Annotated in this window: 19 protein-coding genes; 12 read left to right on the top strand and 7 right to left on the bottom strand. The window is 62.3% G+C overall.

The window, feature by feature from the left end:
- Positions 1 to 19: 19 nt before the first annotated feature.
- From epmA to FAA86_RS15015, 7 genes are all read left to right on the top strand, one after another.
- Complete coding sequence (epmA, locus tag FAA86_RS24960; protein WP_246035096.1) at positions 20 to 1,087, top strand: EF-P lysine aminoacylase EpmA; 1,068 nt, start codon at positions 20 to 22, stop codon at positions 1,085 to 1,087.
- Positions 1,080 to 2,123, top strand: a complete 1,044-nt coding sequence (locus FAA86_RS14990) for a lysine-2,3-aminomutase-like protein (protein WP_246035097.1) — start codon at positions 1,080 to 1,082, stop codon at positions 2,121 to 2,123. The genes epmA and FAA86_RS14990 overlap by 8 nt, the downstream gene beginning before the upstream one ends.
- A 161-nt stretch (positions 2,124 to 2,284) precedes the next feature.
- Entirely contained in the window at positions 2,285 to 2,536 is a 252-nt protein-coding gene (locus FAA86_RS14995) for an acyl carrier protein (RefSeq protein WP_136541858.1), read from the top strand.
- On the top strand, positions 2,536 to 3,717 hold the full coding sequence (locus FAA86_RS15000) for an acyl-CoA dehydrogenase family protein (protein ID WP_136541860.1): 1,182 nt from the start codon (positions 2,536 to 2,538) through the stop codon (positions 3,715 to 3,717). The genes FAA86_RS14995 and FAA86_RS15000 overlap by 1 nt, the downstream gene beginning before the upstream one ends.
- Before the next feature lie 4 nt (positions 3,718 to 3,721).
- On the top strand, positions 3,722 to 4,630 hold the full coding sequence (locus FAA86_RS15005) for an amino acid--[acyl-carrier-protein] ligase (protein WP_113460946.1): 909 nt from the start codon (positions 3,722 to 3,724) through the stop codon (positions 4,628 to 4,630).
- A 7-nt stretch (positions 4,631 to 4,637) separates the two neighbouring features.
- Positions 4,638 to 5,603, top strand: coding sequence for a DUF1839 family protein (locus FAA86_RS15010; protein WP_136541862.1), 966 nt, complete (start codon positions 4,638 to 4,640; stop codon positions 5,601 to 5,603).
- A gap of 10 nt (positions 5,604 to 5,613) precedes the next feature.
- Complete coding sequence (locus FAA86_RS15015; RefSeq protein WP_136541864.1) at positions 5,614 to 8,082, top strand: glycosyl hydrolase 2 galactose-binding domain-containing protein; 2,469 nt, start codon at positions 5,614 to 5,616, stop codon at positions 8,080 to 8,082.
- Between the two features lie 6 nt (positions 8,083 to 8,088).
- Here the strand turns inward: FAA86_RS15015 and FAA86_RS15020 are convergent, their stop codons facing one another.
- From FAA86_RS15020 to FAA86_RS15030, 3 genes are all read right to left on the bottom strand, one after another.
- Positions 8,089 to 9,210, bottom strand: coding sequence for a GumK N-terminal domain-containing glycosyltransferase (locus tag FAA86_RS15020; RefSeq protein WP_136541866.1), 1,122 nt, complete (start codon positions 9,208 to 9,210; stop codon positions 8,089 to 8,091).
- Complete coding sequence (locus tag FAA86_RS15025; RefSeq protein ID WP_136541868.1) at positions 9,210 to 10,394, bottom strand: glycosyltransferase family 4 protein; 1,185 nt, start codon at positions 10,392 to 10,394, stop codon at positions 9,210 to 9,212. Before FAA86_RS15025 ends, FAA86_RS15020 begins: the two co-directional genes overlap by 1 nt.
- Before the next feature lie 103 nt (positions 10,395 to 10,497).
- Positions 10,498 to 11,580 carry a glycoside hydrolase family 5 protein gene (locus FAA86_RS15030; RefSeq protein ID WP_246035098.1) on the bottom strand — a complete coding sequence of 361 codons (1,083 nt, stop codon included), beginning with the start codon at positions 11,578 to 11,580 and terminating at the stop codon, positions 10,498 to 10,500.
- Positions 11,581 to 11,914: 334 nt separating this feature from the next.
- Between FAA86_RS15030 and purU the strand changes: the two genes are divergently transcribed.
- From purU to FAA86_RS15045, 3 genes are all read left to right on the top strand, one after another.
- The gene (purU, locus tag FAA86_RS15035) at positions 11,915 to 12,799 is read left to right on the top strand and encodes a formyltetrahydrofolate deformylase (protein ID WP_136541872.1); all 885 of its coding nucleotides are present in this window, start codon (positions 11,915 to 11,917) and stop codon (positions 12,797 to 12,799) included.
- A 116-nt stretch (positions 12,800 to 12,915) separates the two neighbouring features.
- Entirely contained in the window at positions 12,916 to 15,843 is a 2,928-nt protein-coding gene (locus tag FAA86_RS15040; protein ID WP_136541874.1) for an aminotransferase, read from the top strand.
- 162 nt (positions 15,844 to 16,005) lie between these two features.
- Positions 16,006 to 16,413, top strand: coding sequence for a DUF3307 domain-containing protein (locus FAA86_RS15045; protein ID WP_136541876.1), 408 nt, complete (start codon positions 16,006 to 16,008; stop codon positions 16,411 to 16,413).
- Positions 16,414 to 16,418: 5 nt separating this feature from the next.
- On the opposite strand, the gene FAA86_RS15050 is transcribed toward FAA86_RS15045, so the two are convergent.
- Entirely contained in the window at positions 16,419 to 17,318 is a 900-nt protein-coding gene (locus FAA86_RS15050; RefSeq protein ID WP_183954686.1) for a LysR family transcriptional regulator, read from the bottom strand.
- A 148-nt stretch (positions 17,319 to 17,466) separates the two neighbouring features.
- On the opposite strand from FAA86_RS15050, the gene FAA86_RS15055 reads away from it, so the two are divergent.
- Positions 17,467 to 18,750 (top strand): NAD(P)/FAD-dependent oxidoreductase, encoded by a 1,284-nt coding sequence (locus FAA86_RS15055; RefSeq protein WP_136541878.1) that lies wholly within the window; start codon positions 17,467 to 17,469, stop codon positions 18,748 to 18,750.
- A 39-nt stretch (positions 18,751 to 18,789) separates the two neighbouring features.
- Positions 18,790 to 20,331: an L-piperidine-6-carboxylate dehydrogenase gene (amaB, locus tag FAA86_RS15060; protein ID WP_136541880.1), complete on the top strand. Its 1,542-nt coding sequence runs from the start codon at positions 18,790 to 18,792 to the stop codon at positions 20,329 to 20,331.
- Between the two features lie 57 nt (positions 20,332 to 20,388).
- On the opposite strand, the gene FAA86_RS15065 is transcribed toward amaB, so the two are convergent.
- Genes FAA86_RS15065 through exbB form a run of 3 tightly spaced genes read right to left on the bottom strand, consistent with a single transcriptional unit; the run spans position 20,389 to position 22,944 of the window.
- Positions 20,389 to 21,315: a TonB family protein gene (locus FAA86_RS15065; RefSeq protein ID WP_136541882.1), complete on the bottom strand. Its 927-nt coding sequence runs from the start codon at positions 21,313 to 21,315 to the stop codon at positions 20,389 to 20,391.
- The gene (exbD, locus tag FAA86_RS15070; protein WP_136541884.1) at positions 21,312 to 21,788 is read right to left on the bottom strand and encodes a TonB system transport protein ExbD; all 477 of its coding nucleotides are present in this window, start codon (positions 21,786 to 21,788) and stop codon (positions 21,312 to 21,314) included. Before exbD ends, FAA86_RS15065 begins: the two co-directional genes overlap by 4 nt.
- Positions 21,789 to 21,792: 4 nt before the next feature.
- On the bottom strand, positions 21,793 to 22,944 hold the full coding sequence (exbB, locus tag FAA86_RS15075; RefSeq protein WP_136541886.1) for a tonB-system energizer ExbB: 1,152 nt from the start codon (positions 22,942 to 22,944) through the stop codon (positions 21,793 to 21,795).
- Positions 22,945 to 23,007 lie beyond the last annotated feature (63 nt).

Consider the following 23,007-nt stretch of genomic DNA (forward strand, 5'->3'; position numbering starts at 1 on the left):
AATGGACCGAGATTCCGGCATGATTGACAGCCGCCGTTCATCCCCCCCGTGGTGGCGCGCTTCCGTGCATGCGGACCGCCGTCCTTTCCTCATCGGCCGCAACCGGATCCAGGCTGCTTTTCGCGCGCATTTCGCCGGACAGGACTTCATCGAAGTCGACACCGCGACCCTGCAGGTATCGCCCGGCAACGAGGCCCATTTGCACGCGTTCCGGACCGAGGCGATCGGCCATGATGGCTCCGCGGTACCGCTCTATCTGCACACATCCCCGGAATTCGCCTGCAAGAAGCTCTTGGCCGCAGGCGAGATGAAGATCAGCTGTTTCGCGCATGTCTATCGCAACCGCGAGCGTGGCCCACTGCACCATCCGGAATTCACCATGCTCGAATGGTATCGGGTCGGCGAAGGCTATGAGCAACTGATGCGGGACTGCACCGACCTGATCGCGCTCGCAGCCCGGACGGCAGGAACGCGCCAATTCGCCTATGGCGGCAAGACTGTCGACCCCTTCGTCGCGCCGGAACGGATCTCGGTCGCGGAAGCCTTCTCCCGTTATGCCGGCATAGACCTTCTGGCGACCATTGCCGTCGATGGCTCGACGGATCGCGATGCCTTGGCAAGAGAACTCGAAGACGCCGGCATCAAGACGGCGGTTGACGATACCTGGGCCGACCTCTTCAGCCGCGTCATCGTGGAAAAGGTCGAGCCGAACCTCGGCGATGGCCGCGTCACCATTCTCGATCGCTATCCCGTTGCAGAAGCAGCCCTCGCCCGCCCCTGCGCGAACGATCCGCGCGTCGCTGAACGCTTCGAAGTTTATGCCTGCGGCGTGGAACTGGCCAACGCCTTTGGAGAACTGACGGACCCGGCCGAGCAGCGTCGGCGCTTTGAAGCGGAGATGGTCGAGAAGAACCGCGTCTATGGCGAGACCTATCCTTTGGACGAAGACTTTCTGGAAGCGCTCGCCAGCATGCCGGACGCATCCGGCATCGCACTTGGCTTCGACCGTCTCGTCATGCTGGCAACCGGCGCGCTCCGGATCGACCAGGTCATCTGGGCACCGGTCGCGGAGACCCATCTTGGCTGAGGGAACGCTGCGCAGCGTCGGCGACCTCGTGTCGGAAGGTCTCGTGCCGGCCGACGAGGCGGCGTCCCTCACGGCCGTGGCGGAACGCTACGCCATCGCGCTTACGCCGACCGTCCGCGCCTTGATCGACACGAGCGCGCCGGCCGATCCGATCGCCGCTCAGTATGTGCCGTCTGCCGCCGAGCTGATCGAACACCCGGACGAGCGGCCGGATCCGATCGGCGATCATCCGCATTCGCCTGTCGAAGGCATCGTTCACCGCTATCCCGACCGGGTACTCCTGAAGCTCGTCCATGTCTGTCCGGTCTATTGCCGCTTCTGCTTCCGTCGCGAAATGGTCGGCCCCCAGGGTGACGGCAATCTCGGTGCAGAGGCTCTGCAAAGGGCGCTCGACTATGTCCGCGCCGACGCGCGCATCTGGGAAGTGATCCTGACCGGCGGAGACCCCCTGATTCTTTCGCCCCGCAGGCTGCGCGACGTCATGCAGCAGCTTGCGACCATCCCCCATGTGCGGATCGTGCGCATCCACAGTCGCGTGCCGGCCGTGGATCCCGCTCGCATATCAATCGAACTTCTGGAAGCGCTGAAGGCGGGCGGCAAGACGCTTTATCTTGCGCTGCACGTGAACCACCCGCGCGAACTCACGGCCGAGGTCCGCGAGGCCTGCAGACGTCTCTCGACTGCCGGCGTGCAGCTGGTCAGCCAGAGTGTTCTTCTGCGGTCGATCAACGACAATGCCGAGACCCTGGCGGAGCTGATGCGATCTTTCGTCGAGATCGGCGTGAAGCCCTACTATCTTCACCATCCTGATATGGCGCCCGGCACCGGTCATTTCCGCCTGACCATTGCGGAGGGCCAGGCCATCATGCGGGACTTGCGCAGCAAACTTTCAGGCCTCTGCATCCCCCATTACATCCTCGATCTGCCTGGTGGTCACGGCAAAGTGGAAATCGGCACGAACGCGCTGCGCGAAGTTGAACCAAATCGGTACATCGTTCTCGACCGTCACGGCCGGGAACACCTCTATGAAGGCTAGTCCAGGCATATTTCCGCCCTGAAACGGCCTACTGGGACCTCTGCAGGCTTTATCTTAGCTTTCGTTCATTCTGATTTTACCGAAAGCCTTAGCGGAAACTTCGTCTTTCCTCTGTAAGAAATCGCTCAATAGATTTCGAGCGTCCGACCGGAGGGAAAACGATGAACGAAACCATTCGCGCGCTGCTGACCAAACTCGGTGGCCTTCCCGTAGCTGTCGATACGCTTGCTGATGATGCCGACCTTTATGCGGCTGGCCTGTCGTCCTTCGCCTCGGTCCAGCTGATGCTGGGCCTAGAGGAAGCCTTCGATATGGAGTTCCCGGACCACCTGCTGAACCGCAAGTCTTTCGCCAGCATCGCCGCCATCGAGGCGACGGTCGCAACCATCGTCGGGGACAGAAAGGTCGCCTGATGGACCTCTCCTCCACATCGACGGACAAGACACTGAAGGCACGCGCATCTCGCGTTGCAGCCGTCGCCGCGCAGCATGCCGACGATGTCGATAAGGCCGGCCGTTTCCCGAAGGAAGCGGTCGACGCCATGAAGGCGGAACGGCTGATGGGGATCCAGATCCCTCTCGATTGCGGTGGTGAAGGTCGATCGACCTCGGAAATCGCCGAACTCTGCACCATCATGGCCCAGGGCTGCGCTGCCAGCGCAATGATCTTCGCCATGCATCAGATCAAGGTGTCGAGCTTGGTTTCCCACGGCACTGAAGCCGCCTGGCACCGCGACTTCATGCGCCGGATCTGCGCCGAACAGCTTCTTCTTGGCTCCGCCACGACGGAAGGCGGCATCGGCGGCAACCTGCGCAATTCGATCTGCGCGATCGAGGTCGAGGGTGAGCGCTGCCGGCTGGAGAAGGACGCAACCGTCATCTCCTACGGCAAGCAGGCCGACGCGATCCTCATCACCTCTCGCGCGCACAAGGATGCGCCGCCGAGCGATCAGGTGATGACGGTGTTTCTGAAGGACCAGTACAGCCTCGAACAGACCCATGTCTGGGACACGATGGGCATGCGCGGCACCTGCTCCGATGGCTTCCTGTTCAAGGGTGAAGCGCCGGCCGAACAGATCTTGCCGAAACCCTTTGCCGAAATTGCCGCGCAGTCGATGCTCGCCAGTTCGCATCTGCTCTGGAGCGCGCTGTGGTACGGAATTGCCGTCGATGCCTTCGCAAAAGCGCAGTCCTTCGTGCGTGCCGCTGCCCGCAAGGCGCCTGGCACCCAGCCGCCGGGTCTCGTCCAGCTCGCAGAAATGTCGAGCCAGTTGCAGGTCATCCGCTCGAATATCCAGGCTGGCCTCACCTCCTACGAACAGGCCCTGAAAGATCGGGACCGTCTGTCGTCCATGGGCTTCGCCGTCGCCATGAACAACGTCAAGATCGCCTCTTCCGAGATGATCCTGCCGGTGATCAACCAGGCGCTCAGGGTCTGCGGCATCATGGGCTACAAGAACGGCACGCCCTACAGCCTGGGACGTCACCTACGCGACGCCCATTCGGCGGAGCTGATGATTTCCAATGACCGCATCCTCGGCAATACCGCGACGATGCTGCTCGTACACAAGCAAGAAACCGGATTGTTGGGGTAAAGACATGGACATGCAGGTGAGCTTTCTGGACCGCCTCTTCGACAGCGGTCTTCTGATCGACACGGGCGTCGACGGTCTCTACGGCCGCAGCGGCCAGTTCGAAGATGTCATCGCCGCCTTCGAGCGACTGATCGACAAAGTCGGCGGTGCCGACGGCGCCGAAGCGATCCGCTTCCCGCCCGGCATGAACCGCGCCTATTTCGAAAAGAGCGGCTACATGAAGAGCTTCCCGCAGCTCGCGGGCACCGTGCACTCCTTCTGCGGCAACGACCACGACCATCTGAGCCTCTTGCAGTGCATGGAAGAAGGCAAGGACTGGACGAAGGAGCAGCAAGCGACCGACATCGCTCTTACGCCGGCGGCCTGCTATCCGCTTTATCCGACCGTTGCCAAACGCGGCCCGATCTCGATGGATGGTGGCCTCTTCGACCTGCAGTCCTATTGCTTCCGCCATGAGCCCTCGAAGGACCCTGCACGTCAGCAGCTTTTCCGCATGCGCGAATATGTCTGCATGGGCACCGAGGCCCATGTCACGACCTTCCGTCAGACCTGGATGGATCGCGGCGTCGAGATGATGAAATCCATTGGCCTCGACGTCGAGATCGATGTTGCCAACGACCCCTTCTTCGGCCGCGCCGGCCGGCTGCTTGCTAACAATCAGCGGGACCAGAACCTGAAGTTCGAACTGCTGATCCCGGTCACCTCGCAGGCCAACAAGACCGCCTGCATGAGCTTCAACTACCATCAGGACGCCTTCGGCCAGAAATGGGGTCTCTCGCTGGCCGACGGCTCCGTGGCGCACACCGCCTGCGTCGGCTTCGGCCTGGAGCGCATAGCGCTGGCGCTTTTCGCACAGCATGGTCTGGATGTTGCAGCCTGGCCGGAAGCCGTGCGCAAGACGCTCTGGGGCTGAACCCGCAATGACATCAGTCTTCCCCGGTCTGGATCCGGATGCTTATGTCCCGCACGCTCTCCACGCAAAGGAGCGCATGTGGCCGGAAACCAACTGCTATGTCGATCTCTGGATCGAGGTGCTCGCCTCGGCCGGCTGTGTGCCGGAAGCCATGCTCGGCTTCACCCTGACCCAGGACTTCGAAGGCGACCAGTTCACCTTCTTCAAGGTGCCTCTCGAAGACCTCGAACAGCTCTATGACGTCAGGGTCACCGAACTCGCGATCTTCGACACCGTCGAGGACCACGTCAGCGAGCAGATCTCCCGCGGACGCCTCTGCCTCGTGGAGATGGACAGTTTCTTCATGCCAGACACGCAAGGCGTCGGATACCGGCAGGAGCACGGCAAAACGACGGTCGGCATCAACCGGCTCGACGTCGAAAACCGGGTCATGGACTATTTCCACAATGGCGGCTTTTTCCGCCTCGAGGGCGACGACTTCGACGGGGTTTTCCAGCGGAACCTGCCGGAAGGCACGGTCCCCTTCCTCCCCTATACCGAATTCGCCAAGTTCCCGGAGGCGCCGATGTCGGCAGCCCACCAGCGCGAGACGGCATCGGCGCTTCTCCGCCGGCACTACGTCCGGCGTCCGCAAGGCAATCCGATCGCAGCCTTCGCCGCGGTTTTCCCGGCACAGGTCGAGGCAATCGCCGAACGGCCCTTCGGCCATTTCCACAAATACGCCTTCAACACGTTGCGCCAGTTCGGTGCCAATTTCGAGCTTCTGGCCAGTCATCTGGCATGGCTTGATGAAGCCGCTTACGCTTCTGTCATTGCCGAGGCTCTGGCGATCAGCGAATGCGCCAAGACGGTGCAGTTCCAGCTTGCCCGGGCCGTAACCCGCAAGAAGTTCGATCCCTTGGCCACGGCACTCGATCCGACCATTGCGGCCTGGCAGCGTCTGATGGATGATCTTGGCCAACGACTGACGTAAGGACGCGCCTATGACGGGAACGATCTATCTGGGGGCTGACATGCGTCCCCTGGAGCAGGGCTGGACCCTCATGATGTCAGAGCCCGGGCAGTATCAGGTCCCCGCGGAACTTCCCCGCAATGCGTTTAACATCAACGCATCTGTTCCCGGAACGGTCGCGGCCGCACTGACCGAAGCCGGCCTTTTCGATCCGGCCAGTCCAGCGCCCTTGCATGGGAAGGATGTCTGGTACCGGAGATCGCTCAGCGGCGAAACACCCGGTCCCGCCGTGCTGCGCTTCGAGGGTCTTGCGACCATTGCGGAAATCTTCGTCAACGGCGTCTTGCGGCACACCAGCGAGAGCATGTTCGAACCCGTGGACCTGCCGCTCGATCTCTCGGGCGAAGACGAACTGGTCATCTGTTTCCGTGCCCTGCAACCGCATCTGGAAAAGAAGGGGCCGCGAGCACGCTGGCGCCCGCAAATGATGGACCAACAGGGCCTGCGCCTCGTGCGGACAACCCTTCTCGGGCACATGCCCGGCTGGTGCCCGGAGATCCATCCTGTCGGCCCCTTCAGACCGATATCGCTCATTCGTCCTTCACGCGATGCGATCTCCGATTTGCGCATTGGGGCCGACCTCGATGAGTTCGGCACGGGCGTTCTAACTGTGGAATTCCGCGAAGCGGCCGGCGCAGAAATGGCGATCCTCTGTTGCGGCCGTACCGCGCAGTTCGAAAGGCAGCCAGACGGCAGAATGAGAGCCCGCCTTGATCTGCCCGCCGTCGCGGCGTGGTGGCCAAGAACCCATGGCGAGCCTACGCTCCATGACGTGACGCTGGCCATCGACGGGCGCCTTCATTCCCTCGGTCTCGTCGGCTTCCGCCGCATCGAGGTGGATCATGACGAGGACGGCAAGGGCTTCGGGCTGAAGGTCAACGGTGTTCCGGTCTTCTGCCGTGGGGCCGTCTGGACCAATGCCGATATCCTGCGGCTGCCGGGCACGGCTGAAGCCTATGCACCATGGCTCGCGCTGGCGGCCGAAGCGAACATGAACATGATCCGCATCGGCGGGACCATGACCTATGAGACCGCCGACTTCTTCCGCCTCTGCGATCGGCTCGGCATTATGGTCTGGCAGGACCTGATGTTCGCCAATTTCGACTACCCGACCTCCGATGAAGCCTTCGCGCGCAAGGCAGTGTCCGAAGTCGACATGCTTCTCGGGAGGCTTCAGGGCCATCCGTCCCTGGCCGTCGTTGCCGGCGGCAGCGAAGTCTTCCAGCAAGGGGCCATGCTCGGTCTTCCCGAGCGCATCTGGAAAGGCGAGTTCTTTACCGACGCGCTGGCACACGTGGTGAGGGACCGCCGGCCCGACGTGGCCTACGTCCCGAACTCACCCTATGGCGGCAGCATGCCCTTCGTGCCGAACGAAGGCGTTGGCCATTACTATGGCGTTGGTGCCTACCAGCGCCCGCTCGAAGACGCCCGGCGAGCCAAGGTGCGTTTCGCTGCCGAATGTCTGGCCTTCGCCCATGTCCCGCAGCAGCGAACCCTCGACGCCCACCTGCCGGTTGCTCCGGTCCACGACAGCAGGTGGAAAGCGCGTGTGCCGCGCGATCGCGGCGCCTCCTGGGATTTCGAGGATGTTCGAGACCATTATCTTGCGGAACTCTATGGCGTCGATCGGGCACGCCTGCGCCGGGAAGATCCTGCGGCCTATCTCGATCATGCCCGTGCAACGACAGCGGAAGTGGTAACGGAAACCTTTGCCGAATGGCGACGGCATGGCTCGTCGTGTCGCGGTGCGCTGACCTGGACACTTCAGGATCTGGAGGCCGGTCCTGGATGGGGGGTGATCGATGCGACAGGCGAGCCCAAACCGGTCTGGTACGCCTTGAAACGTGCTTTCCGTCCGCTCCAGGTCCTGTTGACGGATGAGGGCACCAACGGCCTTGATATCCACCTGATCAACGAGGGGCCGACCAGCGAGAGTGTGACACTCGAGATTGCCTGCCTGCGAGAGGGTGCGCAGCCAGTCGTCTCGGCGAGCAAGGCCTTGTCCCTCGACCTTCGTTCCAGCCATCGCATTCCGGCCACGGACCTGTTCGGGGCATTCTTCGATACGACCTATGCCTATCGCTTCGGTCCGCCGTCGCATGATGTGACGGTTGCAAGATTGCTGGATACCTACGGCGCCGTTCTCTCGGAGGCTTTCCATTTTCCACTTGGGCGTCAGCAGGCGCATTATTCGACCGGCATCGAACACGCCTTCCACCGGATCGATGGCGTGTGGTGGCTAGACTTGAGCACCGATCGGTTCGCCCAGTCGGTCCATCTTGATCTCGAGAACTTCCGACCGGAGGATGACTGGTTTCATCTGGCACCCGGTCGCACAAAGAGGATCCGGCTGCATCCGAGAGATGGTGCCGAAAACGATCAGAAACCACGGGGCACACTACGCCATCTCTGCGCGAGCAGAAGCCATCCCCTGTCCTGACGATCTTCACACCTCAGGATCGTGAAAAAGCCGTCCGACCACTTCGTCCCAAGTGAGGATATCGGATGTGTCGATGGTCAGATGGTCCATGACCTTGGCGCGTTCGAAGGCGGAGCGCATGGAGGCCGGATCGTCGGGATCATAGGCACAGACATTATCACGACCGGCCGCGGCAAACCGCGGCGCCACAATCGGAAGATGGCAGTAGCTGTACTGGATCATCTTCAGGCTCGACTGACTGAGATAATCGGCGCCGGCACCGGGCCGATAAGGCGCAATCCCGATATCGGCAAATTTGATGAAGGGCACGATGGTCTGAAATGACACCTCTCCATGCACCACGATGTTTCCTCGTGGCTGGGAGGGGAGAGCCTTCTTGCCGAAGAGGTGAAAGGTCCAGTCGGGGTTTGCGGTCGCGAGCGTCTCGATGAGGCTGGCATCGAACATCATGTCACCAACGCTGATCGCGTGACGCTCCCCTTCGTAAGGGCTGACCGACGCCTCGTCGAAGAGTGTCTTGCTGATGCCGTGCGGCACGAAGACCACACGGTCCTGCAAACCGAAATCGGAGCGCATAGCCTCTGCCATAATGCGGATCTGATCATAGAGTGGCAGTGTCCGCTCGAGTTCGTCGATCACACAGGGATGAACCCGAATGGTCTCCAGCCGATCTGCTGCATGGTAGATGAATTTGGCATCGGGCGCGTATTGGTGCAGATAGCGCGTCAGAAGAGGCGAAGGTCCGCTCTCGATGACGATGTGCGAGTAGTCGGGCAGACGCTCGATCACCGCCTTCGGCAGAAACTGGCCGTAGCGGCGATAAAGAGGCGCAGCCACGGCGTTCAGCAAGCCAAAACGCAGGTTGACCGGATGGAAGGGCGCGACCCAGACGAACTCCTCCAGGCGCTCATCCAGCTCGAACCACTGGTTGATCGGACGGGTGCGCGCGTGCTCGTAGCGTCCGTCCCGAATGAAACGGCTGATCGGGCTGAGGCGGCAGATCAGGAAATCAACGGCGGCACCTTCCGCGCGGAGTTGGTCCGACATGAAGTGCAGGTCGACACGTCGCGGCGCATCGGCGAAATGATGGCCCGAGACGACAAGGATACGCTTGGAAGCAGATCTCATCAGGCAAACGCCTCCTGCAGGCGCGATCCGAGAACCTCGCGGTAGAGTGAAGCATGCTGATCGCAAACGCCCGCCCAGCCATGCTGCGAAGCGCCCGCCATCATCTCCGACCGTAGCGCAGGCGAAGCAGAAAGACGCCGGAATGCCGCTTCGATCGACGAAGCTGCCATTTCGGCCTGCGAAAAATCGGTAGTCGCCACCCCTGGATGGCGGGCAGCCAGGGCGCGGAAGGCCTCGTTCTCGTGAAGCACGGGCACCAGTCCTGCGCTCATGGCCTCGACGGCGACGAGCCCGAAGCCTTCATACTCCGATGCCGAGACAAACAAGGATGTGTTGGCGAAAATCTCGCGGACTCGGTCATTGCTCACTCCGACATGCAGGTCGATCTCCTTGCCGAGGTCTTGGGCTGCGATCGCGGCACGGAGCTCCGTTTCCGTCTGATCGGAGGGGGAACCGATGATATCGAGATGCCAGCCGCTCGCCTGAGCCTTCAAAGCACGCATGGCGGCGACGAGCCGATCGAGCCGCTTGTTCACCGAAAACCGACCGATGGTCACCATGCGGCGAACCGGTGTTTCGCTCGCAAGCCCGGCAAATTTGCCGATATCGACGCCGTTCTCGATCAGCCGCGCCTTCTTGCCGGCGATCGGCTCGAACATCCGCAGATCCGGCTGACTGCAGCAGATGATCGCGTCATAAGCCAGAGCCGAGGCGCGGGTCGCGGTCCCGAACCAGAGCTTCTTGATCGCCGCATGGTTCTTCGTGTGGAAGAACCCACCATGCGTTGTGGCAACCAAAGGCTTGCGGTGAAACGGGCGAGCCCAGGCGAGCGCATCGTAGAAGAAGTCGATGCCGTGCACATGCACGAGGTCGGCATCGGCGATATGACGGAAGACCTGGGGCGCCACGGGATACCGGCTGCTGCCGCGCCAGGGAATGCGGACCACCTCGACGCCGTCCATAACTTCGTGAGCCGGCAGGGCTATACCGAGCTCCCGAAACAGGCGATCGAGGGTAATGACCCTCACCTTCACGCCGCGCTCGACCAGCGAGCGGCTCAAGTTGGAGACCACATCCTCAAGACCACCCCGGCCCGGCGCATACTGGCGCACGATCTGCACGATGCGTGGGCTTCCGCCAGAGCCTGTCGAGCCGCTCGGTCGCGAGCCAGTCATGCTCCCCATGCAGCACCTTCGTCTTGGCTATATCCGGTCCATGTCATGCGCCCTGCCTAACGGAAAACCGTTAAGGTCAGGTGTGCGCAGCAGTGCCGGTCGGCTGGCGGCCTCAACCGCCTCCGCTCAGGGAGGGACAGGTCATGGCTTGCGGCGAAAAATCGGAAAGCGCCCGTGACAGTCCCTGCAGCTGCGGACGATCGCCAGCATCCGTCGGCTGGATGTTCAATGCCTCCTCGGCAGGCCACCAGTCTCCTGCCGCCCAATAGGCCCATCCGATCCACACATCCCGCCCCCGTTCGACGGTATCGACCATGCGACTGAGAGCCTGAACGCAGGCTTCATCCTTCGGCACGCCGAACTCGCCCAGGTAGCCGCGCTTGCCATTGTCTCGGAGCCACTGCGTGTAGTTCTCGATTGCGGCGATGGCATCCTCGGCCCGGCTGCAATTGTCCTTGGTCCCGGAGAAGTCGTCGTCCAGATACTGGTGAACCTCGAACGCATAATGGTCGAGCGGATCCTTCACGCCGAGCATGACAACGCCATTGGCGCCACCATAGTCCTCGCCCATCCAGCTATGTGCTCCCGACCAGGAGTTTCCGGGCACGAGGATCAGGTCGCGCGCACCCGTGGACCGGATGGCAGCGATCGCGACATTGGCACCTTTCAGCCACTGCTCCGTCGGCATTGTGTGCGGCTCGTTCATCAATCCGAACACGATGCCGTCCTGATTGCCGAATGCGAGGCTGAGCTTGCTCCAGAAATCGGCAAAGGCTTCGTAAGGCACGGCTTCCGAGCCGATCAACTCGCCGCGGTAGCGGGCATAGTTGTGAGGATCGAGAACAACGATCTGCCCCGCCTCCCGCAGTCGACGCACCGTATCCTTCAGCCGCTCGAATTCAGCCGCATCGAAGTCGGCGTTGAGAGAGGTCTGCAGGCGCGACCAGGAAAAGGGCAAGCGAACCGAGTTGAAGCCCTTGTCGGCGAAATAGCGGATGGTCTCGTCGGAGGGATAGATATAGGCCGTCCCGAAGACGCCATCCTCCTCGCCGAACTCGGCACCCGCGAGATTGATGCCTCGCAGACAGGTCCCGGACGCAAGCACGGCCTGCGACGTCGTTGCCAACAGCGTCAAAGCCAGGCCGCACGCACGAACGAGAGGAAGGATCATGCCTTTGCGGGCGGTGCGCGTCATGGAGGATCTCATCTGCATCTCGTAACGAGGCCTAGGGTTGGCGCAGGTTATTGCCGGCTCTGCAAAGGTCAATGGGCCAGTTCAGGGATGGATAGCGGTTTTATGCATCGTGATCACGACGACGGCGAAGATGCGTCTTTGAAAGGCGCAATGGGAACGAGGTTTTGCTTTTCCTGCCCTAATCTCTGGCCATCGCAAAGGCAGGGAGCTCGCGGCGGCGAACAAAGCCCACCTTTGGAGGACGATAACAATCTGCGATGTTGCACGCTTCCGATCGTGACGGACATGCGATAGAGACACGGCGCCCTGCCATGCCGAGGAGATGAGAGAACCGATGACGAGCTATGTATTGACCGTATCCTGCCAGTCCACTCGCGGCATTGTAGCGGCGATCTCGGGTTACCTTGCCGAGCAGGGCTGCAACATCGTCGATAGTTCCCAGTTCGACGATCTGCATACCGGACAGTTCTTCATGCGAGTGTCCTTCATCTCGGAGGAAGGTGCGGCGCAAGCCAAACTCGAAAAGGGCTTCGTGGCCGTCGCCGAGAAGTTCGGCATGAACTGGAACCTCTACGACGCCGCCCAGCGCATGAAGGTGCTGCTGATGGTGTCGCGTTTCGGCCACTGCCTGAACGACCTGCTCTATCGCTGGAAGATCGGTGCGCTCCCGATCGACATCGTCGGCGTCGTCTCCAACCACTTCGACTATCAAAAGGTCGTCGTGAACCACGACATCCCCTTCCACCACATCAAGGTGACCAAGGAGAACAAGCCGGAAGCCGAAGCTCGGATCATGGATCTGGTCGAGCAGACCGGCACCGAGCTTATCGTCCTCGCCCGCTACATGCAGGTTCTCTCCGACGATATGTGCCGCAAGATGTCGGGCAAGATCATCAATATCCACCACTCCTTCCTGCCGAGCTTCAAGGGTGCCAACCCCTACAAGCAGGCCTTCGAGCGTGGCGTGAAGCTGATCGGCGCGACCGCCCATTACGTGACCGCCGACCTCGATGAAGGTCCGATCATCGAACAGGATGTCGCCCGCATCACGCATGCGCAGTCGGCAGAAGACTATGTCTCGATCGGGCGCGATGTCGAAAGCCAGGTGCTGGCGCGCGCGATCCACGCGCATATTCACCACCGGACCTTCATCAATGGCAACCGGACTGTCGTCTTCCCGGCAAGCCCGGGCTCCTATGCCTCGGAGCGCATGGGTTAATCAGGGCAAAGGGCGCCGGAGCGGCGCCCTTTCTCGTTTCAGGCCCGATTTCTCCGGGATAGACGCAAAACCACGCTCTGCTAATCTCCCGTCATGATTCCCCAGGGAGGAAACGTATGGCCGACTCGGCTCTGCTCCAGCGCACTGAACTGCCGCGTCCGAACGTTTCGCTGGCCGATGCCAGGATCATCTTCAATGACTTCTATGGCTTCAGTGGCGAGATCCAGGAACTCGGCAGCCAGCAGGATCGCAACTTCCTCATCGACACAGGCGACGAGCGCCTCGTTCTGAAGGTCATGCGGGCGGAATATCCCCAGCATGAACTGGATGCGCAGAACCGGGCGATGGACCATCTGCGGGCACTCGATATCGGTCTGCGGATACCGGAACCGGTTGCCGCTCTCACGGGCGAGTTCATTCCGCAGATCGAGATCAACGGCGAATACTACTGGGTCAGGCTCCTGTCGTTTCTCGACGGCCAGCCCCTGACGCGGCAGAAATACCTCTCACCAGAGGTCGTGGCAGCCTTCGGCGACGTGGTCGCGCGTGTCGCCACCGGGCTGAAGGAGTTTCGCCATGAGGGTCTGGACCGCGAGCTGCAATGGGATCTGCGCCGCGCCGGCCCCGTCGCGCTCCATCTTTTGAAATCGGTGACCGACCAGAAGCAGCGGGACAGGATCGCCAAGGCCATGATCATGGCGGTGAAGCGCCTGCAGCCGCTCGCCTCCGAACTCCGTATCCAGCCGATCCACCACGACATCACCGACGACAATGTTGTTGCGACACCGGACGCGAGCGGCCGTCTGACACCGGATGGCGTGATCGACTTCGGTGACGTGCTTTACGGCTGGCTGGTGGCCGACCTTGCCGTCACCTGCGCCGCCCTGCTCCATCATGCCGACGGCGATCCCTTCTTTATCCTGCCGGCCATCAAGGCATTTCACGCCCGCTACCCGCTGAATGAAGCCGAGCTCAAGGCTCTATGGCCACTTATCGTGGCACGGGCGGGCGTTCTGGTGGCCAGCAGCGAGCAACAGCTGTCGATCGATCCCGATAACGACTATGTGCTCGGCAATATCGAGCACGAACGCACCATCTTCGAAGTCGCGACCTCGGCACCCTACCCGTTGATGGAGGCGGCGATCCTCGAAGCAGCAAGCGCGCTTCCCGACGAACCCGAGGTCACGATCGTTCACCCGCTTCTCCCCGCGCTGCAGCCGGCCGATGTCCGACTGACCGATCTCACGGTGACGAGCCCCGACCTTCCGCGTGATAGCTGGGCTGATCAGGAAATCGACTGGAAGCTGCTGGCGCGGGCCGCGATGGAGACCGGTGTCGCCTCGACACGATACGGCGAATACCGTCTTTCCTACACCAAGCCTCTGTCCCCGACGCCACCGGCAACCTTTGCGCTGCATATCGACGTCTGCTTGCCCGGTGGCACCGAGGCTTTCGCCCCCTTCGACGCGACGATCGTGCTGGACGGCCATCACCTGATCCTGTCCTCTCCCGAAGTTTCTCTGCATCTCGATGGCATCGATTGCAGCCTCGAAGACGGCGCAAGTGTGAAGGCTGGCGACCCGATCGGTGCGGTTGCCGGCGCGGCCGGTGGCGTGGGCGGTCTGCGCATCCAGCTGTGCCGGGATCCGGACCTCGTTCCGCCGCTCTTTGCCAAACCACAGCAAAGTGCCATCTGGAGCCGCATCTGCCCTTCCCCCTCCCGCCTGCTTGGCGTGGGTGTGGATGCGCCCGCTCCGGTGAGCCAGGAACTGCTCGACAGACGCCGCAAGAACTTCGCCAAGCCACAGAAGAACTATTACAGCGAGCCTCCGCAGATCGAACGCGGCTGGAAGGAACATCTCTTCGACGTCAATGGCCGCGCCTACCTCGACATGGTCAACAATGTCACGATCCTCGGCCACGGCCATCCGCGGCTCGCGGACGCCGTCGGCCGGCAGTGGGCCATGCTCAACACCAATTCGCGCTTCCACTACGCCGCTGTCGCCGAGTTTTCCGAGCGTCTCGCCTCGCTTGCGCCGGACGGCCTCGACACGGTCTTTCTCGTAAACTCCGGTTCCGAGGCCGTGGATCTCGCACTCCGCCTCGCCTGGGCTCATAGCGGCCACCGCAACATTCTGAGCCTGCTCGAAGCCTATCACGGCTGGACAGTGGCGAGCGACGCCGTCTCCACCTCTATCGCGGATAACCCGCGCGCTCTGGAGACCCGGCCGGATTGGGTCCATCCGGTGCTTTCTCCCAATACCTATCGCGGTAAACATCGTGGCGAAGGTTCCACGGCCGCCTATGTCGAAGCGGTGGCGGAGAAAATCGCCGAGATAGAGAAACAGGGTGGCCATCTGGGTGGGTTCATCGCCGAGAGCGTTTACGGCAATGCTGGCGGAATACCCCTACCACCAAATTATCTGAGCCAGGTTTATGAGCTGGTGCGCCAGCATGGCGGCCTTTGCATCGCCGACGAGGTTCAGGTCGGCTATGGCCGGCTTGGCCATCACTTCTGGGGGTTCGAGCAGCAGGGCGTCGTGCCTGATGTCATCACCGTCGCCAAGGGCATGGGCAACGGACAGCCACTCGGTGCTGTGATCACGCGACGAGAGATCGCCGACAGTCTGGAAAAGGAAGGCTACTTCTTCTCCTCCTCCGGTGGCAGCCCTGTCAGCTGCGTCGTCGGCATGACGGTGCTGGACATCATGCGCGACGAGAACCTGCAACAAAACGCCCGCGATGTCGGCGACCACCTGAAAGCTCGCCTCGAAGCGCTCGGCCAGCGCTTCCCGATTGTCGGCGCCGTCCACGGCATGGGTTTGTATCTGGGTCTGGAATTCGTCCGCGACCGGGACACGCTGGAGCCGGCGACAGAGGAAACGGCTGCGATCTGCGACCGGCTGCTCGATCTTGGCGTCATCATGCAACCGACGGGCGACCATCTTAATGTTTTGAAAATAAAGCCGCCGCTCTGCGTTGCTCGAGAAAGCGCCGATTTCTTCGTCGAGATGCTGGAAAAGGTGCTTTCGGACGGCTGGTGACCCTCGGCACAAGAATGACCACGAGCCTAACGGGCACCTCCCAAAAACGCATTTTGCGTAAAGAAAGCGCAAAGCCCAAATCTGGGTAAACTAAATGGCAGCTTCACAGCGTTTTGAAGAGTGGTCTATCTTCGGACACAGAAGGTAGCCGAAGGAATATCCATGCCGACAATACCGGAGCAAATCTCCAGTCATTTGCTGATCTGGGCCGTCGCTCTGTTCATCGTGAAGCATCTGCTTGCAGATTTCCTTCTCCAGACCAGCTGGATGGCACAAGGCAAGGAGCGCCCTCACGGCTGGGCAAAACCGCTTCTCGCCCATGTCGGCGTGCACGCGGCGGGGACCCTGCTGATCGCATCCCTGATGGCCCCCTCGCTCATCTGGCTGGCTTTGGTCGATTTCGTCGTCCATGGAGCGATCGATCGTTGCAAGACGATGATCCAGCAGCGCCATCACTTCAAGGTCGACCAGGCGGCCTACTGGTGGCTCTTCGGGGTCGACCAGACCCTTCATCACCTGACGCATCTCCTCTTTGCAGTCTGGATTGCCGCGGCGGCAAGCGCCGCCTGATGAGATCAGGCTTTGGATAACTCTCTGACGATCCAGTCCCGGAAGGCAACGAGTGGCGGATAGGCTGCCCGCTCTCGCGGGAAGGCAAGGTAGTAGCGCTGCGCGCTTTGCATCGGTCGGTCGACGGCGGGCACAAGTTCACCACGCTTCAGCTCGTCCTGGATCAGGAATGTCGGCAACAAAGCCACCCCCAATCCACCGATTGCCGCCTGTGACGCCGTCGCGAACTGGTCGAAGAGCATGCCGTGCAGGCTGTCGAATGCAACGCCGGTTTCGGAAAACCAACGCTCCCAGGCGTCGGGCCGTGTCGTCAGGTGCAGAAGCGGCACTTTGATGAGATCGGCGGGCTGCTCTATCCCGTGCGTCTGCTTGAATTCCGGGCTGCAGGCCGGCACCGTCTGTTCCTGCATCAACAAGGTCAGTTCCGCGCCAGGCCAGACCGCGTCCCCGAAATGTATGGCGGCATCGATGGAATCCAGACGGAAATCGAAGGGTGACAGACGGGTCACCAGATTGATCGTGATGCCGGGATTGGCAGCGAGGAACTGGCCGAGACGCGGCGCGAGCCACCGCGCGCCGAAGGTTGGCAGGATGGCAAGGTTGAGGGTGCCTCCATGGGGATTGGCGCGAAGGTTGAGCGAAGCGCTGGAGATCCGCCGCAGGGCCTCCCGGATCTCACGGGCATAGCTGTCGCCAGCGACCGTCAGCCGGATCGTCTGTCGCTCCCTGAGAAAGAGTTCGACACCGAGCTGGCTCTCCAGGGCCTTGATCTGACGGCTGACCGCACTTTGCGTGAGATCGAGCTCGCGGGCAGCGGCGGTGATGCTCCCCGTCCGTGCGGCAGCCTCGAAGGCGCTGAGCAGAGAAAGCGACGGAAGAAAGCGGCGCGCCGGTAGCATGGTCATGCCTTTTCGGAATGATCTCTTGAGAATTTATCGCTGGAATGGCGTAGAACGCTCTTCTAGAAATCACAAGACTGTACGGGGAGGAATGACATCGGGGGACAGACCCACCCGAACTCCTGGCCCCGCACCATGCATCCGGGGCCACGCCATGCTCAACGATCCTCGCTCCCACGGTCTATGGGAAAAGACGGCCCCTGCCGCCCCGCAGACGACCCCGCTCAAAGGCGCGGCAAAGGCCGACGTCGTCATTGTCGGTGGAGGCTATACAGGCCTTTCCGCCGCGCTGCATCTGGCCGAAGCGGGCACCAGTGTTATCCTTCTCGAAGCCAAAGAGATCGGCTTCGGCGGCGCCGGCCGGAACGTCGGCCTGATCAATGCCGGCATGTGGGTCATGCCGGATGATCTCCCAGGCGAGCTCGGCCCCGTCTATGGCGAGCGGCTGCTCGACCTGCTCGGCAACGGACCACGCGTGGTCATGGAGCTGATTGATCGGCACGGCATCGAATGCGAGCTCGAACGCCAGGGCACGCTACACTGCGCCGTGGGCTCCACAGGCCGGAAGGAAATCGAGGCCCGTGCCGAACAGTGGCAACGGCGCGGCGCGCCGGTGGAACTGCTCGATGAAGCGGAAACCGAACAGAAGATTGGCACCCGAGCCTATCAGGGCTCGCTTCTCGATCGCCGGGCCGGCACCTTGCAACCACTCGCCTATGCACGCGGCCTTGCCCAGGCCGCGATCAAGGCAGGCGCGACACTGCATACGGCAAGCCCGGTCGAAAGCTATGCCAGGATGGCAGACGGCTGGCAGGTCAGGACCTCCGAAGGCAGCGTCGATGCGCAGTGGATCGTCGTGGCAACCGACGCTTATAGCAACGGTCCCTTTGCCGCTGTGCGCGAGGAACAGGTGCATCTGCCCTATTTCAATTTTGCGACCGTTCCCTTGAGCGATAATTTGCGTAAGTCGATCCTGACGGAGCGCCAGGGCTGCTGGGATACGAAGGAAGTGTTGTCCTCCTTCCGCATGGACAAGGCCGGTCGTATGGTCTTCGGCAGTGTCGGCGCCCTGCGCGGCACAGGCCTCACCATTCACCGCGCCTGGGCACAGCGTGCCTTGAAGGCGATCTTCCCGCAGATCGGTGACATCGCCTTCGAAAGCGAATGGTACGGCCAGATCGGCATGACGACCAATGCGCTGCCGCGCTTCCACAAGTTTGCGCCCGGCGTCATTGGCTTCTCCGGCTACAACGGTCGCGGCATCTCGCCGGGTACGGTCTTCGGCAAGACAATTGCACACCATATCCTTGGCCAGCTCTCCGAGGATGAGCTGCCCCTGCCGCTCACCGATCCACAAACACCGGCCTTCCGCACTTTGAAGGAAGCATGGTACGAGGCGGGCGCCCAGGTGGCGCATCTGGCCGGCGCACGATTTTAAACGAACAAGAACCAGGTAGACCTGACGGGAAGGACCATCATGACCCTCGCCACTCTCAAATTTTCCGCCGAAACGGCCTCGCTGATGGCAAGCTTCGGCGTGGATGCCAAGGCTCTGACCGGCGGCACGCTTTCGGTTCGCTCGCCGATCAATGGCGAAACCATCGCAGCGGTCGCAGAGATCTCCGCAGACGACACCCGCAAGGCGATCGATGCAGCCCACAAGGCCTTCCTCGAATGGCGCCTCGTGCCCGCCCCGCAGCGCGGCGAACTGATCCGCCTGCTCGGCGAAGAGCTGCGCGCGGCCAAGACCGAGCTCGGCCGCCTCGTCTCCATCGAAGTCGGCAAGATCACCTCGGAAGGCCTGGGCGAAGTCCAGGAAATGATCGACATCTGCGATTTCGCCGTCGGCCTGTCGCGCCAGCTCTACGGTCTGACGATCGCGACCGAACGCGCCGAACACCGCATGATGGAAACCTGGCATCCGCTCGGCGTGACAGGCATCATCTCGGCCTTCAACTTCCCCGTCGCCGTCTGGTCCTGGAATGCGGCTCTCGCACTTGTCTGCGGCAATTCGACGATCTGGAAACCCTCGGAAAAGACCCCGCTCACCGCCATCGCCACCCAGGCGATCTTCGAAAAGGCCGTGAAGCGCTACAACGCGCAAGGCGGCAAGGCGCCTGCCAATCTCTCGACGCTGCTGATCGGCGGCCGTGACATCGGCGAAATCCTCGTCGACCACCCGAAGGTCCCGCTGATCTCGGCAACAGGCTCGACCGCCATGGGCCGTGCCGTCGGCCCGCGCGTCGCGGCCCGCTTTGGCCGCTCGATCCTCGAACTCGGCGGCAACAATGCCGCAATCGTCGGCCCGACCGCCGATCTCGATCTAACCCTGCGTGGCGTCGCCTTCGCCGCCATGGGCACCGCCGGCCAGCGCTGCACGACACTGCGCCGTCTCTTCGTGCATGAAAGCGTCTACGACACGCTCGTCCCGCGCCTGATCAAGGCCTATGGCTCCGTCACCATTGGCAACCCGCTGGAAGCAGGCAACCTGATCGGTCCGCTGATCGACAAAGGCTCCTTCGACCGCATGCAGCACGCGCTCGAAGCCGCAAAGGCCAATGGCGGCAAGGTGCACGGCGGCGACCGCGTGCGCGCCGATGAGTCCGCTGAGGCCTATTACGTCCGTCCGGCTCTCGTCGAGATGCCCGAACAGTGCGGCCCGGTCGTCGAGGAAACCTTCGCGCCCATCCTCTATGTCATCAAGTATGCCAACTTCGATGACGCTCTGGCGCTGAACAACGATGTGCCGCAGGGCCTCTCCTCATCGATCTTCACCAATGACATCCGCGAGGCGGAAGCCTTCGTCTCCGACCGTGGTTCGGATTGCGGCATTGCCAACGTCAATATCGGCCCCTCGGGTGCCGAAATCGGTGGCGCTTTCGGTGGCGAGAAGGAAACCGGCGGCGGCCGTGAGTCCGGCTCCGACAGCTGGAAGGCCTATATGCGCCGCCAGACCAACACCGTGAACTACGGCAGGACCCTGCCCCTCGCCCAGGGTGTCAAGTTCGACATCGAGTGAATGAACAAAAGGCCGGCGATAACCTCGCCGGCCTTCATCTTTTTCGGCACCCGCGACTTAGCGAAGGTTGAAGCGCACCGGAGCGGTGATGGTCTTGTTCACGCCGGCCGGCGGGGCCGGAACCGGGGATGCAGCGCGGACCATATCGAGCACCGCGCTGTCGAGGGTCGGATAACCGGACGACCTGGACAGAGAGACCGACAGTACATTGCCGGAATCGTCGATCCGGAACCGGACATAGACGGTTCCCTCCTCGCGATTGCTACGTGATGCACTCGGATAGCGTTTGCGGCGCTCCAGATGCGACATCAGCCGCGACTGCCACTTGGCCGGCGAGACGCTGCGTCCGGCGCCATTCGCCGTCGCCGCAGCAGCATTGCGGTTCGACTGGGCCACCTCGGCTTTTGCAGTGCGCGCTGCCTGAGACGCCGGCGGCTGAACCTGTTTCTTGGCGACTTTCTTGGGCGCGGGTTCTTTCTTCTCCACCTCACGCTTGGGCGGAGGCGGCCGCATCATCGGGATCGGAACCTCGACATTTTCGAGCTCCGCCATAACCATCTGCTCGATCGGATCGATCTCCGGTTCGGGCTCCGGCAGCGGTTCAGGCTCGACCACCGGGGGCGGCTCCGGCAGAGCTTCGGCCACTTCCGGTTCGGGCTCAGGCTCTGGCGGAGGCGGTTCGGGCAGAGGCTGCTCCACCGGTTCCGGGATGGGTTCGGGCAAGGGCTCGCTGGTGGCGGTCTTCACCTCTTCGGCGTCCACCTGCTCCGTGGAGATTTCATTCTCTTCCGTGTTGACGGCTTCTGGTTCGGGCGCCAGTTCGATCATGATCGCAGGCGGCGGTCCGCTATCGGCAACCACAATGTCCGGTTCGCGCAGGAGAACTGCCACCGCTCCCGCATGCGCGGTCGCGATCAGGAGGCCGGCTGTCGTCCACAACAGCCCCTCGCCGACGACACGCTTCGTGGAGCGGGGCTCGATCATGGCACCGTCTCCGTTCCTGTCGACGGCTCTGCCTGCGGCGGTGCTGCGGCCGGCACGGATTCGAGCCCGACGAGCGCGATCTTCAGGTAACCCGCATCCCGAAGGAGGTTCATGACCTCCATGAACTGTCCGTAATCGACCGTCTTATCCGCGCGCAGGAAGATGCGTGCGTCCTTGTTGCCTTCCGTCATCCGATCAAGCGAAGGGCCGAGCACATCACGGGCCACGGCGTCGTTGCCGAGCGAAAGGCTCATGTCTTCCTTCAGCGTCACATAGACCGGCTCATCCGGCCGCTGTGCAGGCTTTGCGGTGGAGGCCGGAAGATCGACATTCACGTCGACCGTCGAGAGCGGCGCTGCAACCATGAAGATGATGAGCAGCACCAGCATGACGTCGATGAACGGCGTCACGTTGATCTCGTGGTTCTCGGCCAGATCGTCGCCCGAATTGTTTTCTCTGATACCGCCGGCCATCAGATCACTCCGCCGCCATTGCCATGGCCTTGGCCGCCTGGGCAATCCGCGCGCTCTTGCGGAAATCGAGGTCGCGGCTCACCAGACGCTCGATGCCGGCACCGGCATCGGCAAGCAGCTGGCGGTAGCCCGTAACGGAACGGGCGAAGACGTTGTAGATGATGACGGCCGGAATGGCGGCAACGAGACCGATCGCGGTCGCAAGAAGCGCCTCGGCGATGCCGGGTGCCACAACGGCAAGATTGGTCGTCTGCGTCTCGGCAATACCGATGAAGGAGTTCATGATGCCCCAGACGGTGCCGAACAGGCCGACAAAGGGCGCCGTCGAGCCGATGCTCGCCAGAAGACCTGTTCCGTTCGACATCTGCCGGCCCGCGCGCGCCTCGATGCGCGACAGGGCCGAGGCCACACGCTCCTTCACGCCATCGCCGCCGACCTGATCGATCGCGGCATCCGAGAGGCTCATTTCATGCTGCGCGGCGCGCACCATGGTCGCCACCACGCCACCACGCTTTTCGAGTGCCTTCAGCGCATCGCTCAGCTGTCGGGCCTGACCCACGGCCTTCAGCCCGCGCTTTGCCCGGGCACGGGCACCGAAGAGCTGCAGCGACTTGGCGAGCCACACGGTCCAGGTGAGCACGGAGGCCAGCGCGAGCAGGATCATGACCGACTTCACGACCCAGTCTGCCGCCATGAACATGCCTTCGGGCGAGAGGTCATGCGGCATGATCGCGGTCTCTGCCGCAGACACGTCCTGCGCTGCCGGAGCGGCCGTTTCGTCAACAACCGGCGTAGCGGAGGGCTCGGCCGGCGCAGGATCGGGATTAGACGCCTCGACGGGCGCTGCATCGGACGAAGACGGTTGAGCTGCGGTTGGAGCGGGCTGCGTGGCCGCAACCGGTTGAGAGGGCTCTGCGGGAGCGACCGGCGGCACTGCAGGTGCGGCGGGCTCGCCGGTTGAACTCTCGGGCTGGGTCGCGGCAGCGGGCGCCTGAACGGGCGCGGCCGACTGGGAAGGCGCAGCCTCCGGCAGAACCACACGAGGCTCTGTTCCAGCTGGAGCGGTCTGTTGAGCCGTTGCGGTGGATGCTGCCGCAACGAGAGAAAGCAGAAGCACAAATCGCTTGAGCGAGGGTCCCGAATGGATGAGCGACATTGGGAGCTCCTTGTAAAATGATGATGAAAACGGGCGCAACGAGCACGCCCCTACGCTGCCTTC

The organism is Rhizobium rosettiformans W3, assembly GCF_004912135.1.
Taxonomy (GTDB): domain Bacteria; phylum Pseudomonadota; class Alphaproteobacteria; order Rhizobiales; family Rhizobiaceae; genus Allorhizobium; species Allorhizobium rosettiformans.